This window comes from Deferrisoma camini S3R1 (assembly GCF_000526155.1).
Taxonomy (GTDB): domain Bacteria; phylum Desulfobacterota; class Deferrisomatia; order Deferrisomatales; family Deferrisomataceae; genus Deferrisoma; species Deferrisoma camini.
Genome location: NZ_JAFN01000001.1, coordinates 2,462,815 through 2,478,455, shown reverse-complemented (window position 1 = coordinate 2,478,455; position 15,641 = coordinate 2,462,815). Strand labels below are relative to the sequence as shown.

Below are 15,641 nucleotides of genomic sequence, written 5' to 3'. Positions count from 1 at the left end.
GAACCGGGCCCCGTCCCCGGGCCGCCTGGCCGCCGTGCTGGGGATGCTCTCGTTGGCGGTGGCGCTCCTGGTGCCGGCCGGGTCCGGGGCCTCGGCCGTGCCGGCCGTGGTGGAGGCCTACATCCACCAGCGCGAGGGGAACGCGGAGGCGGCCCTCGACGCCCTGGAGCGGGCCCTGGACGAGGACCCCTCCTCGGCCTTCCTACGGGCCGAGATCGCCCGCACCCTGGGCCGGGAGCGGCGCTACGACGAGGCCCTGGCCGTGGTGAGCGAGGGGCTGTCGGTCCGGCCCGACCACCCCGACCTCCTCCTGCTGCGGGCCCAGCTGCTCCAGGTGCTCGGTCGGTCCGAAGAGGCGGCCGAGGCGGCGTCCCGGGCCGCCCAGGCCGGGGCCGGGGACCGGGCCTACGACCTGGCCGTGCGCATCCGCGAGAGCCTGGGGCAGGTGGACGAGGCCCTCGAGCTGGCCCGGGCCTGGGCCGAGGCCTCGGGATCGGCCGACGCCTGGTTCGCCCGGGGGCGCCTCCTGGGCCGGGCGGGAAGGACCGACGAGGCCCGGACGGCCCTCCGGCGGGCCCTGGACAAGGACCCGAACCACCGGGCGGCCCTGCGGGCCCTGGCCGGCCTGGAGGCCGAGGCCGGCAACGCGGCCCAGGCCGAGGGGCTGTACCGCCGGGTGATCGAGGTCAACCCCCACGACGTGGAGGCCCGGTTCCGGCTGGGTCAGGTGCTGCTCAAGCAGGGCCGGGTGGACGAGGCCCTGGAGGTGTTCGAGGCGGCCGAGCGCTGGAGCGGGGGCGACCCCACCCTGCGGTTCCGGCTGGGGGTGCTCCTGCTCCAGGAGGACCGACCGGCCGAGGCGGAGACCGTGTTCCGCACCATGGCCCAGGCCCACGCCGACGACCCCCGGGCCTGGTACCTGCTGGGCGTGAGCCTGCTGGCCCAGGAGAAGTATGCCGAGGCCCTCGACGCCCTGGGGCGGGTGCCGGAGTCGGCCGAGGAGTACCCCGACGCCCTGGTCCGTCGGGCCATCGCGCTGGACAGCCTGGACCGGGCCGACGAGGCCCGCAAGCTCCTGGAGGGGTGGCTGGCCGACCACCCGGACGACGAGGAGGTGACCTTGGCCCTGGTGGGGTTCTGGGAGGACCGGGGCGAGTTCCGAAAGGGGGTCGAGGTCCTGGAGCGGTACCTGGCCGACCACCCCACCCGGAACTCCCGCGTGTACTTCACCCTGGGCGTGCTCTACGACAAGCTCAAGGACTGGGCCAAGAGCGTCGAGGCCATGAAGCGGGCCCTGGAGCTCAACCCCGACGACCCCTACGCCCTCAACTACCTCGGGTACACCTATGCCGAGCAGGGCATCCACCTGGACGAGGCCGAGCGGCTCCTGCTGAAGGCCCTCGACCTCAAACCCGGCGACGGGTTCATCACCGACAGCCTGGGGTGGGTGTACTACAAGCAGGGCCGGTACGAAGAGGCGGCCGACACCCTGCGCAAGGCCTTGGAGGCCCAGCCCGAGGACCCGGTGATCTGGGAGCACCTGGGCGACGCCCTGGTGCGGCTGGGCCGCGACGAAGACGCGGCCGAGGCGTACCGCAAGGCCCTGGAGTTCGCCCCCGACTCCGAATCGGTGCGGGGGAAGCTGGAGGCCCTGGAATGAGCGCTCGGGTGGCTCCCGTATTTCTAGCCCTCCTGCTCGCCCTGGCCGGGTGCGGGCCCCGGTTCGTTCGGCCCGGGGCCGGCCCCGCCGTGGACCCGGCCCCGTGGGTCCGGGCCCTCGAGGAGCACAACCGCGGACCCCGGCAGCTCCGGCTGGCCGGGGTCCTTCGTTCCGGCGCCTGGGGCCGGGCCCGGTTCGGCGCGGCCGTGGCCGAGGGTCGGGGCGTCCGGCTGGACGCGGTGGCCGGGCCGTTCGGCACGGCCGCGTTCGTCCTGGCGTGTCGGGCCGATCGGTGCCGGGTGTACGTGCCGGGCGAGCGCCGGGCCGTGGACCTGGACACGGGCGGGCTGTGGCTGGGCCGGGTGCTGCTGGGCCGGGTGCCCACCGTGGGGCCGGCCCGGGCGGCCTGGCGTACGCCGGAGGGCGGAACGGTGCTCCTGCTCGAGGGCCCGGGCGGCTGGACCCAGGAGGTGGAGTGGGGGCCCGAGGGGCGGCGGCCCCGGCGGGCCCGGTTCGTGCGGCAGGGCCGGGTCGAGGCCGAGATCTCCTGGGAGGGGCGGGTGGCCGGGGTGGGATTCTGGTACCCCGCCCGCATCGGACTGAAGCTTCGGGAGCCCTCTGCCGATTATGAGATGGAGCTCACCCGGGTGGTGCCGGCCGACGGTCTCGAACCGGACCTCTTCGTGCTTCGGCTCCCGCCGGGGGTCACCGTGGAACGAGCGGAGGGAACCGAAGGGTGGAAGCCAAGCCGAGCGCCCCTGTGGCACCGGATGCCCCCGGGATAGGGGACCCGTCTCCCCCCGACCCGCAGGACCTGATGGGACGCCGGGACTTCCGGGTCCTTGTGATCGACGACTCCCCCGGGCTGCGGCGCGAGGTGCTGGCCCTGTTGGACCGCGTGGACTTCGTGGCCGAGGCTCGGGAGGCCTCGAACGGACTCGAGGGGTTCAAGAAGGCCGTCGAGTCCCCCCCCGACCTGATCCTGTGCGACCTGATCATGCCGTCGGTCGACGGCTTCAAGTTCCTGACCCTGGTCCGGTCCCGGCCCGAGCTGCGGGACGTGCCGGTCATCATCCTGACCGGCGAGGCCGACGTGGACACCAAGATCCGGGGCCTGGAGCTGGGGGCCAGCGACTACGTGACCAAACCGTTCGACGCCGGGGAGCTGCTGGCCCGGATCAAGGTCCAGCTCAAGATCAAGGCCCTGCAGGACGCCCTCAAGACCTCCAACGACCGGCTCCGGGTCCTCTCGTCCACCGACCCCCTCACCGGTCTGTACAACCGCCGCCATTTCATGGGGGTGCTGGAGCGGGAGTTCGAGCGCACCGACCGGTACGGCACCCCCCTGTCGTTCGTGATGTTCGACATCGATCACTTCAAGCGCCTGAACGACACCTTCGGCCATCAGGCCGGGGACGACGTGCTGCGGGAGCTGGGCCGCGTCGTGAGGGAGGCGGTGCGCGCCTCGGACGTGGCCGGCCGGTACGGCGGCGAGGAGTTCTGCGTGCTGCTGCCCCACACCGAGGTGGAGGGCGCGGCCGAGTTCGCCCGGCGCCTGCGGCTGACCGTGGAGAACCACCCGTTCCCGGCCCAGGGAGAGACCCTCCGGGTCACGGCCAGCTTCGGCGTGGCCGCTTGCCCGTCGGCCGCGGTGCAGCGGGCCCAGGATCTGATCGGCGTGGCCGACGAGGCCCTCTACCAGGCCAAGAGCGAGGGTCGAAACCGCGTGGTGGTGAGGAAGCCATGAACTGTTCCCGATGCCGACACGTGAACGCTCCGGAGCGAAACTTCTGCGGCGGCTGCGGCCTGCCGCTGGCCTCGTTCTGCCCCCGCTGCGGGTTCCGGAACCTGTCGTCCGACCGGTTCTGCGGCGGGTGCGGCTCGGCCCTGGAACGCGGGGCGCGGGCCGCGGCTGCGCCGCCCGAGCCGGCCGGCCCGCCGGTCCCCGAGACCGCCCCGGTGGGGGACTCGGCCCTGGCTGAGCTCCTCCAGGCGGCCCAGGAGGCGGCCGATGCAGAGACCGAGCCCGAGGAGCAGAGGGTGAGCCAGGACGACATCGACGCCCTGTTCGGAGGGTAGCCGGGTGAGCCAGGCCATGCCCAAGAAGGTCGAGGCCCGCCTGGGCCAGCTCCTGGTCGAGGACGGGGCCCTCACCCCCGAGGAGCTCGAGCAGGCCCTGGCCGAGCGCCAGAGCCGGGGCCTTGCGGGCAAGCCCCTGGGCCGGTTCCTGGTGGAGGCGGGGTACGTCAAGGAGAAGGAGTACCTCCAGGCCCTGGGCCGGCAGTTCAACCTGGCCGTGATGGACCTGGAGGACGTGGACATCCAGGAGGATCTGCTGGAGCAGATCCCTGCCGAGTTCTGTCGCAAGCACCGGGTGATCCCCCTGTTCGCCATCGGCGACGAGGTCACGGTGGCCGTGGCCGATCCCACCAAGATCGAGGTGATCGATCTCGTCTCGGGCATGCTCAAACGGCCGGTCCAGCCGGTGCTGGCCAGCGAGACCCAGGTGCTCCAGGCGGTGCACGCCCACTACCGGGGGGAGGACGAGGCCGACGACGAGCAGGACGACTTCGTCACCCTGAGCCGGCTCGACGTGGACTCGGGGGGCGAGGTCGCTGACATCGAGAGCCTGCGGCGGGCCGGCGAGGAAGCCCCCATCGTCAAGCTGGTGGACAAGGTACTCAAGCTGGCCGTGCGCGAGGGCGCCAGCGACATCCACATCGAGCCCGGCGAGGAGAACCTGCTCGTGCGGTTCCGCATCGACGGGGTCCTCCACAAGCGGTTCGCCTTCTCGACCCGGCTGGCGCCGGCCGTGGTGAGCCGGGTCAAGATCCTCTCGGACCTGGACATCTCCGAGCGGCAGCGGCCCCAGGACGGCCGGATCCAGCTCAAGATGGGGGAGCGGGAGCTGGAGTTCCGGGTGAGCATCCTGCCGGTGTACTACGGCGAAAAGGTGGTGATGCGGATCCTGGATCGGGCCAGCGTGCGGGTGAGCCTGGGGGACCTGGGGTTCTCGCCCCGGAACCTCGCCCTGTTCGACTCGATGATCCGCCAGCCCAACGGCATCGTGTTGGTCACCGGGCCCACGGGCAGCGGCAAGTCCACCACCCTGTACGCGGCCCTCAACGCGATCAACTCCATCGAGAAGAACATCGTCACGGTGGAGGACCCGGTGGAGTACCAGATCCCGCTGATCAATCAGGTGGGGGTGAACCCCAAGCGGGGGCTGACCTTTGCCGGGGCGCTCCGGTCGATCCTGCGGCAGGACCCCGACATCATCATGATCGGCGAGATCCGCGATCCCGAGACCGGCCACATCGCCGGCGAGGCGGCCCTGACCGGCCACCTGGTCCTGTCCACCCTGCACACCAACGACGCGCCCAGCTCGGTGACCCGGCTGGTGGAGATGGGGGTGGCGCCGTTCCTGCTGGCGCCCACCCTGTTGGGGGTGCTGGCCCAGCGGCTCGTGCGTCGGATCTGCCCCCAGTGCAAGGCGCCCCACGACCCCAAACCGGCCGAGATCGCCGAGGCCGGGGCCGAAGCCCTGGTGGGCAAGGTCACGTTTTACCGGGGCCGGGGCTGCGGCTACTGTGGGGGCACCGGGTACCGGGGCCGCACGGGCATCCACGAGGTGCTGAAGGTGGACGAGTCGATCCGGGACCTGATCCTGGAGCGGGCGAGCACGGGCCAGATCCGCCGGGCGGCCCATGCCAACGGCCTGAGGGATCTCAGGTTCGACGGGCTGCGCAAGGTGGTGGCCGGGGTGACCACCCTGGAGGAGGTGATCCGGGTCACCAAGGCGGTGGATTAGGGGATGCGGGCCGAATACGTGAACGCGTTTCTCGTGCCGTCGGTGCGGGTCCTGGAGAAGATGGCCCGGGTCTCGGTGCGGCTGGGGAGGCCCCGGCGACTCGAGGGGTTGGAGCTGGGGGACAACCTGTGCATCATCATCGGGCTGCAGGGCCGGCTCAACGGCTCGGTGGTGCTCGCGGCCTCCCATGCCGTAGCCTGGGCCGTGGCCGAGCGGATCGCCGGGGGGGCGGTGGAGGACGACCGGGAGGTGCGGGCCATCCTGGCGGAGCTGGCGAACACCATCGTTGGAAACGCCACGGGCCACCTCTACGATCTGGGGGTGCGGGAGGGAATCACCCCGCCCACCGTGGTGGACGGGGAAGCGGTGAACGTGGACTTCGGCACGGGCATGGAGATCGTGCTCCTGCCCCTGGAGACCGAGGCGGGCCGGGTGGATCTGGTGGTGTCCCTGGCGCCCGAGGAGCCCTGACGGGCGAGCGAAGCAAGGAGCGGAGTCGATGGCGAAACGGGCCCTGGTGGTGGACGACAGCCCCTATATCCAGAAGGAGCTCACGAAGATCCTGGAGCGCCACGGGTGCGAGGTGGTGGCCACGGCCTCCAACGGGCTCGAGGCCGTCAAGAAGTACAAGGAGCTCAAGCCCGACTTCGTGACCCTGGACCTGGTGATGCCCCAGATGGGGGGCATCCAGACCCTGGTGCTGCTGCGCAAGATCGACCCCCAGGCCACGGTGATCATGGTTAGCTCCATGTCGAGCCGGGACAAGATCGTGGAGTGCGCCAAGGCCGGGGCCAGGCACTACATCCTTAAGCCGTTCGAGGAGGAGAAGGTGGTGGAGGTTCTGAACAAGGTGGTGTTCGGGACCGGTTGACCGAAGACTGGTTCCCCCCCGCCCCGCGCTTACGTGTCCGGAGCGGGGACCATGACGGCCGGCGATGCCGCTCTTTCCCTCAACTCCTGGACTTTCCCATGCCATCGATTCCCGCCCGCCAGATCTTGGAACCCTGTCTGCGCATCGACGGTCTGGCCCTCGATTTCTATCTCCGCTTGGCCGAACAAGCGAATGACCCCGGTTTGTCTGAGCTATGGCGCGCCATGGCGTCGGACGAGAACGATCACGTAGGGATCTGGAACCGGGCCCTCCGAAGGTGGGCGGATCGGCCCGCGGTCGACCTGGTGGGGGAGCCGGAGCAGCTTGTCCGGGAGCTTGTCGCGCTCGAGCTGCGCGTGTCCGAGATCGCGGGCAGGGCTCCGCGCCCGGATCCGGCATGGGCGTTCTTGGCCGCGTACCGGCTGGAGTTCTACCTCCTGGACCCGGCCATGGACGTCCTCCTAATCCTGGCCTCGGGCGAGGTGGAGAGCGGACCGGAGGGGGCATACGCCCGGCACATCGATCGGCTTGTCCGGGCTTTTGACCGCTACCGGGGCGACGACCCCATGGCCGAGCTGGCTGGCGATATGATGAGGCGTCTGTGGGCCCAGAACCGGGTCCTGGCTCGACATCTCAGGGTTCTCCACGAGCTCAGGGCCCTCGTCCCCATCTGCTCGGGGTGCAAGAAGATCCGGGACGACGCCGGCTACTGGGAGCACCTCGAGACCTACCTCAAGACCCATGCCGGCCTGGAGTTCACCCACGGCCTCTGCCCCGACTGCACCCGGCAGCTGTACCCCCGGTTGGATGAGGGCGGCGCGGAGAGTGCAGGGAGATGAAAAAAGGAAGGGGGCCCTTCGGGGCCCCCTTCCCATGTACGCCTCGGGGTCTACCGGCGGGCCACGGTGGCGGCCGGTGCCGGGCTCCGGGCGGTCTTCGGCGGGGCCGAGGTGGGTATGGCCGACCACACCATCAGCACCAGGGCCAGGGCCGCGCAGGCCACGGGAAAGAGCTTGCCGTTGTATCGGGCCGGGTCGTAGTCGAGCCAGCCGTGGATCCGGTCCACCTCCCGCAGGATCCGTTCGTCCTTCTCCCCGCCGGTTACCAGGCTCACCACGATGGTCACGAACCAGGCGGCCGAGGCGGTGAAGATGGCGGCCACCAGGTGCCCCAACGGCCCCAGCTGTACGAGCTGCAGCCCGAACAGCTGGCCCTTGGTCCACCACAGCACCACCGAGAGCAGGCCGCCCACCACCATCCCTGCGATGGCCCCGGCCCGGTTCGCCCCCTTCCACCAGATGCCCAGGATCAGCACCGGCGTAAACGTGGAGGCCGACACCACGTAGGCCCAGATCACGCTGGTCAGCAGGAACTCGGGGGGCCGCAGGGCCAGGAGGATCGTCACCACGCCGCCGAACGCGGTGAAGAAGAGCCCCATCTTCATCTTGCGGCGGTCGTCGGCTCCGGGGAACAGGGTGGTGTAGATGTCGTGGCCGATGCCCGTGCCGATCACCATGAGCAGACCGCCCACGGTGGAGAGCCCCGCGGCCAAGGCGCCGGCGATGGGCAGGGCCGCCACCCAGGCCGGGGTGAACGCCTGGCTCATGATCACCACCAGTAGATCCGCCTCCTTGGGGTCGATGGCGAGCCCCTGGGCGTTCAGGACCTTGGTGGTGTAGAGCTTGGCGGCGAACCCGATGGCGAAGGTGGTGAAGAACACCAGGCCGATGAAGAAGATGCCCCACAGGGTGGCCTTCTTGCCCTCCTTGACCGAGGGCGCCGTGAAGTAGCGCATGGCGATGTGGGGCAGGCCGATGGTGCCCATGGCCAGGCTCAAGACGATGCCGGTGTAGTACTTGAAGCTCACCGGGATCTTGCCGCTCACCGTGGTGAACGGGTCGAAGTAGGTGGGCAGGGCCGCCACCATCTCGGGCACCAGCTTGGTGTACCCGAACGGGGGGAACACCGCGCCGGGGCCGGCGTTGAGCTTCCACAGGATGATCGAGGTGGGCAGCAGCAGGGCGATGCCCATGATCACGGCCTGCAGGGTCTGGTTGTACGACAGGCCGTACATTCCTCCGATGGTCACGTACAGGGTGACCACGATGCCGCCCACCACCAGACCGGTGGTGTAGTCCCAGTGGAACATCACCTGGAACACGTTGCCGATGCCCTTCATCTGGCCCACCAGGTAGAGCTGGGCCAGCAGGATCATGCACAGCACCGAGATGATCTTGGCGGTGCTGCCGTAGCGCTCGCCGATGAACTGCATGCTGGTGAACTTGCCCCAGCGCCGCAGGCTCGGGGCCACACTGACCGAGATCAGCACGAACCCGCCCAGCCAGCTCATCACGAACGCCACGAGCAGGAACTGGAGCTTCCACAGGAGCGCCGTGAACCCCAGGAACGTGGCCAGGCTCATGTAGTTGGAGGTCATGGCCAGGCCGTTCGAGAGGGCCCCGATCCCCCGGCCGGCGGTGTAGTAGTCGTCGGTCGTGGAAACCCGCCGCTTGGACCACCACCCCACCCACAGGAACAGGGTGACCATGCCCAGGGTGTACACGAGCCCCAGGGTCGAAAGGCTCTGGGTGGGCTGGAACCGGTAGGTCTGCATCCCGTCGGCGGCCCGGGCCACGGCGGGCACGAGCCCCAGAGCCACGGGCAGGGCGTGTCGGGCGGCGCGTCTCATCGCTCCCCTCCTGCGGCGAGCCGGACCTCGGGTTCGGCGTCCGGGCGGCTGGTCTCCACGATCTGCTGGTCGATCTTCTCGCTGACCCGGATGTACAGGGCGTACAGGGGCATGAGCACCACCCAGCCCAGGAACAGGGTCAGGAAGTAGTGGGCCGGGAACCCGAACAGCTTCATCTCGGTCAGCTTGGGGAACAGGAAGTACAGCGGGTAGATGTGGGTCAGGAACGCCGCGACCACGAACGCGGTCAGGGCGAGCCAGCACTCCTTGCGGTACGGGGAGTTCATGGGATCTCTCCTTCCCTCCTGATGAACACGATTTCCCTCGGATGTTCCGAAGACAAGGCGACAAACGCCCCCCCTTGCGGCGCCCGCCCGGGTCGGTCGCCGCCGACAATCAACCAAACGTTGGGTAGAATTTTGGGTCAAAAGGAAGGGGCGGCCCCGGCCGGAAGGCCGCCCCTGTTCCGTGACGATGGACCGGGGTCAGCCGGTCTTGCCGAGCTTGCGCTCCTCCTCCATCTTCCGAAGCTCGACCCGGCGGATCTTGCCCGACACGGTCTTGGGAAGCTCTTTCACGAACTCGATCTCCCTGGGGTACTTGTAGGGCGCGGTCTCCTTCTTCACGTGGTCCTGGAGCTCCTTCACGAGCTCGTCCGAGGGCTCGAACCCGGGGGCCAGGATCACGAAGGCCTTCACGATGGTGCCCCGCAGCGGATCCGGCGAGCCCACCACCGCGCTCTCGGCCACCGCGGGGTGGCTCTGCAGGGCGCTCTCCACCTCGAACGGCCCGATCCGGTAGCCCGAGGCCTTGATCACGTCGTCGGCCCGGCCCACGAACCAGAAGTACCCGTCCTCGTCCTTGTAGGCCTTGTCGCCGGTGAAGTACCAGTCCCCCACGAACGCCTCGGCCGTGGCCTCCTCGTTCTTCCAGTAGCCCCGGAACAGCCCCACCGGGTGCTCGGGCTTCACCTGGACCGCGATGTGGCCCTCCTCGCCCGTGGGCACGGGGTTGCCGTCGTCGTCCACCACGTCCACGTGGAACCCGGGGGTGGGCTTGCCCATCGAGCCGAACTTCACCGGCATGCACGGGAAGTTGGCGATCAGGTTCACGGTCTCGGTCTGGCCGAACCCGTCGTAGATGGTGGTGCCGGTGTGCTCCTTCCACACCTTGATCACCTCGGGGTTCAGGGGCTCGCCGGCCGAGCAGGAGTGGCGGATGCTCGAGAGGTCGTACCGGCCGAGGTCCTCGAGGATCAGCATCCGGTAGGCCGTGGGCGGCGCACAGAAGGTGGTCACCCCGCAGGTCTCGATGAGCTTCAGGTGGGTCTTGGCGTCGAACTTGCCGGACGCGTCGTGCACCATGACCGCGGCGCCGATCTGCCACTGGCCGAACAGCTTGCCCCAGGCCGCCTTGGCCCAGCCGGTGTCCGACAGGGTCCAGTGGAGGTCGGTGGGCTTGAGGTCCTGCCAGAACTTGGCGGTGATGATGTGGCCGATGCCGTACGAGGCCTGGGTGTGGGGAACCATCTTGGGGTACTTGGTGGTGCCCGAGGTGAAGTAGATCAGCATGATGTCGTCGGACCGGGTGGGCTCCACCTTGTCGGGCGAGAGCTTGGGCGAGGCCTTGGCCATCAGCTCCTCGAACGAGAGCCAGCCCTCGGCCGGGCCGCCCACGGCGATGGTGTGCTTCATGGTGGGGCACTCGGCGCGCACGGCGTCGAGCTTGCCCACGTGCTCGTGCCACATCACCGCGCCCACGGCCTCGGCCTGGTTCACCCGGTAGCGCACGTCGTTGGGCACCAGGATGTTCGGCGAGGGCAGGGGGATCACCCCGAGCTTGAAGCTGCCGAGCATCACCGCGTACCACTCCACGGTGCGCGGCACCATCACGAACAGCCGGTCGCCCTTCTTGAACCCCAGCTCCCGGAGCACGTTGGCGAACCGGTTCGACAGCTGCATCAGGTCGAAGAACGAGTACTTGCGGACGTCCTCGCCGGTGCGGTCGGCCCACACCATGGCCAGCTTGGACCGGTCCTGGGCCCAACGGTCGATCACGTCGAACCCGTAGTTGAAATACTCGGGCACGTCCAGCCGGAACGTGCGGCAAACCTCGTCATAGTCCGGCATGTTGGGGCCGTCGAGGTTCACCGGGATGTTGTCGTACGGCGTCGTGAGTTCCACGGCATCTCCTCCTCACGGTTAGGGTTGGGCCAGCCCATAAATTGAATGTGAAAGCCGTTCACGGCAGCAGAACATAGCACGTGGGTTTCCCGGCGTTCAATACCAAAATTCAGTTTGGGTGAAAAATCTTCAGCGTCAATAAAACGCCGTGGTGACATTTTCAAACGCCCGGTTGGGCCCCGGAAACCAACGGGGTAACTTCGGTCGTCGGTCGGTGGTCGTTGGTCGTCGGTCCGGCCTTCGGCCGCTGGGCGGCTCTCGGGGGGCTGCCGGGCTCCGCTCCCTCACCGAGGGCCGGGTGAATCCGGGGGGCGGATTGATGCGGCGGAAACCCTTCTGCTATAGAGGATCCACCGAACCGTCGCCCGGCGGCCCGCGGGCCCGGGCTCGCCGAAAGGAGCGGACCGTGCTGTTTCGGAAGGGCAAGGAGAAGGAGAAGAAACCGGCGACCTCCCCCGTCGAGCCGCAGACGCCGCCACCGCCGCCCGAGGTGGTCCGGGTTCTCGAGCAGCTCCAGAAGGCCGGTGCCCAGGTGCTGGTGCGGCCGCCGGGGCCCGAGGCGTACACAACCGTGGTACTGGGGCTCGGAAGGGACGGGTTCTTCGTGGATACCTTCTCGCCCCCCGAGGGAGACCGGTTCGGGGTGCCGGGCCGGCTGCTGGACTTCGAGACCCTGGTCCAGGGCATCACCTACACCTTCGAGACCCGTGTCCTGGGCAGGGTCCAGTACCTGGACGAGCTGCCGGCGTTCAAGCTGGCCTACCCGGAGGCGGTGCGCGGCGAGCGGCGCCGCAAGAGCCCCCGGGTGGACACCACGGGCGACGCCTCCCTGTCGTTCCTGGAGCCGTTCCGGTGCGACGCGCCGGTGGTGAACGTGAGCGAGGGGGGGTGTGCGTTCGAGTACGAGGCCGAGCTGGGCCGGCTGCGACGGGGCACCCGGATCCCGGAGATCCTGCTGGAGCTGGGCCGGGAGCCGGTGGTGAGCGTGTCGGCCCGGGTGGTGGGCAACGTGGTGGCCGAGCTGGGCGGCCTGACCCTGCCGCGCCGGTATCGGGCCAGCGTGGCCTTCGAGGACCTCTCCGACGACGCGGCCCGGGTGATCCGGACCTACGTGGTCTCCCGGCGGGGGCTGGATGCCTCGGCCTGACGCGCCCCCGGCCCGGTGGGCGGTGGCCGGGGTGCCCCTGGGCCTGGACGAGGACCCCGGCGTGCTCCCCGTTCGGGCCGCCGGGCGGCTGGGCCTGCCGGGTTCGGCGGTGCGTGCCTGGCGCATCCTCCGGCGCTCCCTGGACGCCAGGGGAAACCGGCCGCCCCGGTTTGTGTGCCGGGTGGCCCTGGAGCTGGCCGAGCCCCCGCCGGCCGACGTGCCGGCCGGAGCGGCGCCCTGGACCCCGCCCCCGCCCTTTGCCCCCCGGCCCCTGCCGCGGGACCCCGGCCGGCCGGTGATCGTGGGCGCCGGGCCGGCCGGGCTGTTCGCGGCCCTGCGCCTCGCGGCCCACGGGGTGCGGCCCGTGGTCCTGGAGCGGGGCGACCCGCTGGGCGAGCGGGTGCGCCGGGTGGCCGCCTACTGGCGGCGGGGCGAGCTCGATCCCGAGTCCAACGTGGCGTTCGGCGAGGGAGGGGCGGGCACCTTCTCGGACGGAAAGCTCACCTACCGGGGGGACGATCCCCGCAAGCTGTGGGTGTTCGAGGCCCTGGTGGCCTGCGGCGCGCCCGGCGAGATCCTGTGGGAGGCCCGGCCCCACCTGGGCACGGACCGGCTGCGCACGGTGATCCGCCGGATTCGGGATCGCCTCCTGGCGGCGGGGTGCGAGGTGCGGTTCCGCACCCGGGCGGAGGGCCTCATCGTGCGGGAGGGGCGGGTGGCCGGGGTGCAGACCGGGTCGGGCCCGGTGGAGGGGCCGGCCGTGTTCCTGGCCCCGGGCCACGGAGCGGCCGACCTCCTGGCCGCCCTGGTGGGTCAGGGGGTGCCGGCCGAGGCGAAGGGGTTCGCCCTGGGGCTGCGGGTCGAGGTGGATCAGGCGGCCCTCGACCGGCACCAGTACGGCCGGTGGTGCGGCCACCCGGCGCTGCCCCCGGCCGAGTTCTCGGTCAAGGCCCGGGCCGGGGGGCGGGACGTGTACTCGTTCTGCATGTGCCCCGGGGGCACTGTGGTGCCGGCCGGCACCGAGCCCGACGGGGTGGTGGTGAACGGCATGAGCGGCTCGCGCCGGAGCGGGCGGCGGGCCAACGCGGCCCTGGTCGTGGCGGTGGAGCCCCGGGACTGGGGGGGCGGGGCCCTGGAGGGGTTGGCCTGGCGGCGTCGATGGGAGCGCCGGGCGGCCCGCCGTGCCGGGCCCCGGGCCGTGCCGGGCCAGACGGTGGCGGACTTTCTACGGCGCCGGCCCAGCCGCGCCGTTCCCCCTTCGTCGTGCCCCTGGCCGGTGCGGCCGGGGGACCTGGGGGGATGCCTGCCCCCGGCCGCGGCCGAGGCCCTGCGGGCCGCGTTGCCCAGGTTGGCCCGGCAGGTGGGGGTGTTGCGCCGGGGCCTCCTGATCGGGGTGGAGACCCGCACCTCGTGCCCGGTGCGGCTGGCGCGGGACGAGACCCTCCAGTCCCCGGGCTTCCCCGGCCTCTACCCGGTGGGCGAGGGCGCGGGCTGGGCCGGCGGCATCGTGAGCGCGGCCGTGGACGGGGTCCGGGCGGCCGACCGGTGGCTCGCTTCGTTGGGGGCGGGGGGGGGCGGCTCGTGAGGTGGGTGGGATGGGTCCTGGCGGCGTTTCTGGGGGGATGGGCCGTCGCGGCCGGGGCCCGGGAGACACGGGTGCTCGCGCCGGTGCCGGACCAGGCCCCCGGCCCCCAGGGGCTGTGGCTGGTGCTGGAGGCCCCGGCCCCGCCCGAGGTGCGCTCCGGCGACGCCCGGATGCCGGTGGCCCGGGCCGAGGACGGGGTGTACCATGTGCGTCTGCCCGTCGGCCCCGACGGCGCGGTGCGGGCCCGGGTGGACGTGGGCGGGAAGCGGATTATCTTGGAACGCCTGCCCGGCGGACGGGGTCGGTTCCACGGGGCTGCCGGGGCCGGGGCGTGCGGCCGGTGCCACGACGCCGGGGCGTGCGAGGAGTGCCACCGTTGGCAGGGCGAGGCCCACGGCGCGCTGCGCCGGGCCGGGTGCGGGGGGTGTCACGAGGGAGCCCGGCGCGCCGTGGACGACGTGGAGTCCCTGTGCACCCGGTGCCACGACGACGTGCGCAAGCGTCACCGCCGGTTCCGCCACGCCCTGCGCGGAGGGCGCGACCCCCGGCGGCCGGGCCGGCCCCTGGGGTGCACCTCGTGCCACGACCCCCACAGCCCGGCCCCTTTGTCCGGCCTGGACCGGGCGGCGCTGCGGAAGTGGTGTAAGGGGTGCCACGGCCGGTGAGGGGAGGAGACACCCGAATGGACGAAGAACGCAGCCGAGAGGCCGTTGCCGAGGACGAGCCCGAGACCGAGCCCGAAGGCCCCGGGTCCGACGAGCAGGCCGAGGCCGAAGAGGGATCCGGCGAGGGGGAGAGTTATTTCGACGAGGCCGAGCTGCCGGCGGTGGTGTCCACCGACCTGGTGGAGGCCGGGCCGCTCCAGCAGTACATGGCCGAGATCAGCCGCTACCCCCTGCTGACCCCCGAGGAGGAAAAGGCCCTGGCCGTGCGGTACCGCGAGCAGGGGGACGTGCGGGCCGCCTACACCCTGGTGCTGGCGAACCTGCGGCTGGTGGTGAAGATCGCCTACGAGTTCCGCCGCAACTTCGCCAACCTGATGGACCTGATCCAGGAGGGCAACATCGGGCTGATGCGGGCCGTGGAGAAGTTCGACCCCTACCGGGGGGTCAAGCTGTCCTCGTACGCGGCCTGGTGGATCCGGGCGTACATGATCCGGTACATCCTCAACAACTGGTCCCTGGTGAAGATCGGCACCACCCAGAACCAGCGCCGGCTGTTCTTCAACCTGAAGAAGGCCAAGCAGGAGCTGGAGGCGGCCGGGTTCAAGCCCGAGCCCCGGTTGATCGCGGCCCGGCTCAACGTGCGCGAGGACGAGGTGATCGAGATGGAGAAGCGCCTGTCCGGGTCGGACGTGTCGCTCGACGCCCCCCTCGACGACGACTCGGACGCCTCGCGGCTCGACTTCGTGGCCGACGACGAGGCGGACGTGAGCGAGGCCTTGGCCGAGCGGGACTTCCTGGACCGGGTGCGTCATCGGATCCAGGAGTTCCGCGAGACCTTGGGGGATCGCCAGCGGGCCATCCTGGACCGGCGGCTCCTCGCCGACGACCCGGTGACCCTGCGGGAGCTGGGCGAGGAGTTCGGGGTGAGCCGGGAGCGGGTGCGCCAGCTCGAGGCCGATCTCCTGAAGAAGCTCCGCAGGTTCCTCGAGGAGGACCCGGGCGTGCGGGAGGTGTACGCTGAGTAGCCCCT

General features: G+C 70.8%; 15 protein-coding genes. 12 read left to right on the top strand and 3 right to left on the bottom strand.

What is annotated here, in order from left to right; genetic code table 11:
- The first annotated feature begins 58 nt into the window (after nt 1-58).
- The 8 genes from DEFCA_RS19490 to DEFCA_RS20700 all read left to right on the top strand — a co-directional run bounded on the left by DEFCA_RS19490 (nt 59) and on the right by DEFCA_RS20700 (nt 7,181).
- Nucleotides 59-1,660, top strand: a complete 1,602-nt coding sequence (locus DEFCA_RS19490; protein WP_245693572.1) for a tetratricopeptide repeat protein — start codon at nt 59-61, stop codon at nt 1,658-1,660.
- Nucleotides 1,657-2,445 carry a hypothetical protein gene (locus tag DEFCA_RS0110850; RefSeq protein ID WP_025323041.1) on the top strand — a complete coding sequence of 263 codons (789 nt, stop codon included), beginning with the start codon at nt 1,657-1,659 and terminating at the stop codon, nt 2,443-2,445. The genes DEFCA_RS19490 and DEFCA_RS0110850 overlap by 4 nt, the downstream gene beginning before the upstream one ends.
- A gap of 32 nt (nt 2,446-2,477) precedes the next feature.
- Complete coding sequence (locus DEFCA_RS0110845) at nt 2,478-3,407, top strand: diguanylate cyclase (RefSeq protein ID WP_025323040.1); 930 nt, start codon at nt 2,478-2,480, stop codon at nt 3,405-3,407.
- Complete coding sequence (locus DEFCA_RS0110840) at nt 3,404-3,739, top strand: zinc ribbon domain-containing protein (protein ID WP_025323039.1); 336 nt, start codon at nt 3,404-3,406, stop codon at nt 3,737-3,739. The genes DEFCA_RS0110845 and DEFCA_RS0110840 overlap by 4 nt, the downstream gene beginning before the upstream one ends.
- A gap of 4 nt (nt 3,740-3,743) precedes the next feature.
- Nucleotides 3,744-5,471, top strand: a complete 1,728-nt coding sequence (locus tag DEFCA_RS0110835) for a GspE/PulE family protein (RefSeq protein ID WP_025323038.1) — start codon at nt 3,744-3,746, stop codon at nt 5,469-5,471.
- Between the two features lie 3 nt (nt 5,472-5,474).
- Entirely contained in the window at nt 5,475-5,942 is a 468-nt protein-coding gene (locus tag DEFCA_RS0110830) for a chemotaxis protein CheX (RefSeq protein ID WP_025323037.1), read from the top strand.
- Nucleotides 5,943-5,970: 28 nt separating this feature from the next.
- Nucleotides 5,971-6,342: a response regulator gene (locus DEFCA_RS0110825; RefSeq protein WP_025323036.1), complete on the top strand. Its 372-nt coding sequence runs from the start codon at nt 5,971-5,973 to the stop codon at nt 6,340-6,342.
- A 98-nt stretch (nt 6,343-6,440) separates the two neighbouring features.
- Nucleotides 6,441-7,181, top strand: a complete 741-nt coding sequence (locus tag DEFCA_RS20700; protein WP_025323035.1) for a ferritin family protein — start codon at nt 6,441-6,443, stop codon at nt 7,179-7,181.
- A gap of 50 nt (nt 7,182-7,231) precedes the next feature.
- On the opposite strand, the gene DEFCA_RS0110815 is transcribed toward DEFCA_RS20700, so the two are convergent.
- The 3 genes from DEFCA_RS0110815 to DEFCA_RS0110805 all read right to left on the bottom strand — a co-directional run bounded on the left by DEFCA_RS0110815 (nt 7,232) and on the right by DEFCA_RS0110805 (nt 11,160).
- The gene (locus DEFCA_RS0110815; protein WP_025323034.1) at nt 7,232-9,031 is read right to left on the bottom strand and encodes a solute symporter family protein; all 1,800 of its coding nucleotides are present in this window, start codon (nt 9,029-9,031) and stop codon (nt 7,232-7,234) included.
- On the bottom strand, nt 9,028-9,318 hold the full coding sequence (locus DEFCA_RS0110810) for a sodium/substrate symporter small subunit (protein ID WP_025323033.1): 291 nt from the start codon (nt 9,316-9,318) through the stop codon (nt 9,028-9,030). The genes DEFCA_RS0110815 and DEFCA_RS0110810 overlap by 4 nt, the downstream gene beginning before the upstream one ends.
- A 198-nt stretch (nt 9,319-9,516) precedes the next feature.
- Nucleotides 9,517-11,160, bottom strand: coding sequence for an AMP-binding protein (locus DEFCA_RS0110805; RefSeq protein ID WP_025323032.1), 1,644 nt, complete (start codon nt 11,158-11,160; stop codon nt 9,517-9,519).
- Nucleotides 11,161-11,620: 460 nt separating this feature from the next.
- Between DEFCA_RS0110805 and DEFCA_RS0110800 the strand changes: the two genes are divergently transcribed.
- The 4 genes from DEFCA_RS0110800 to DEFCA_RS21515 are packed head-to-tail and all read left to right on the top strand — an operon-like array spanning nt 11,621 to nt 15,636.
- Nucleotides 11,621-12,361: a flagellar brake protein gene (locus DEFCA_RS0110800; protein WP_025323031.1), complete on the top strand. Its 741-nt coding sequence runs from the start codon at nt 11,621-11,623 to the stop codon at nt 12,359-12,361.
- Nucleotides 12,348-13,946, top strand: a complete 1,599-nt coding sequence (locus tag DEFCA_RS0110795) for an NAD(P)/FAD-dependent oxidoreductase (protein ID WP_025323030.1) — start codon at nt 12,348-12,350, stop codon at nt 13,944-13,946. The genes DEFCA_RS0110800 and DEFCA_RS0110795 overlap by 14 nt, the downstream gene beginning before the upstream one ends.
- Nucleotides 13,943-14,611, top strand: coding sequence for a cytochrome c3 family protein (locus DEFCA_RS23340; RefSeq protein WP_025323029.1), 669 nt, complete (start codon nt 13,943-13,945; stop codon nt 14,609-14,611). The genes DEFCA_RS0110795 and DEFCA_RS23340 overlap by 4 nt, the downstream gene beginning before the upstream one ends.
- 17 nt (nt 14,612-14,628) lie before the next feature.
- Complete coding sequence (locus DEFCA_RS21515) at nt 14,629-15,636, top strand: RNA polymerase factor sigma-32 (protein WP_025323028.1); 1,008 nt, start codon at nt 14,629-14,631, stop codon at nt 15,634-15,636.
- Nucleotides 15,637-15,641: the final 5 nt, after the last annotated feature.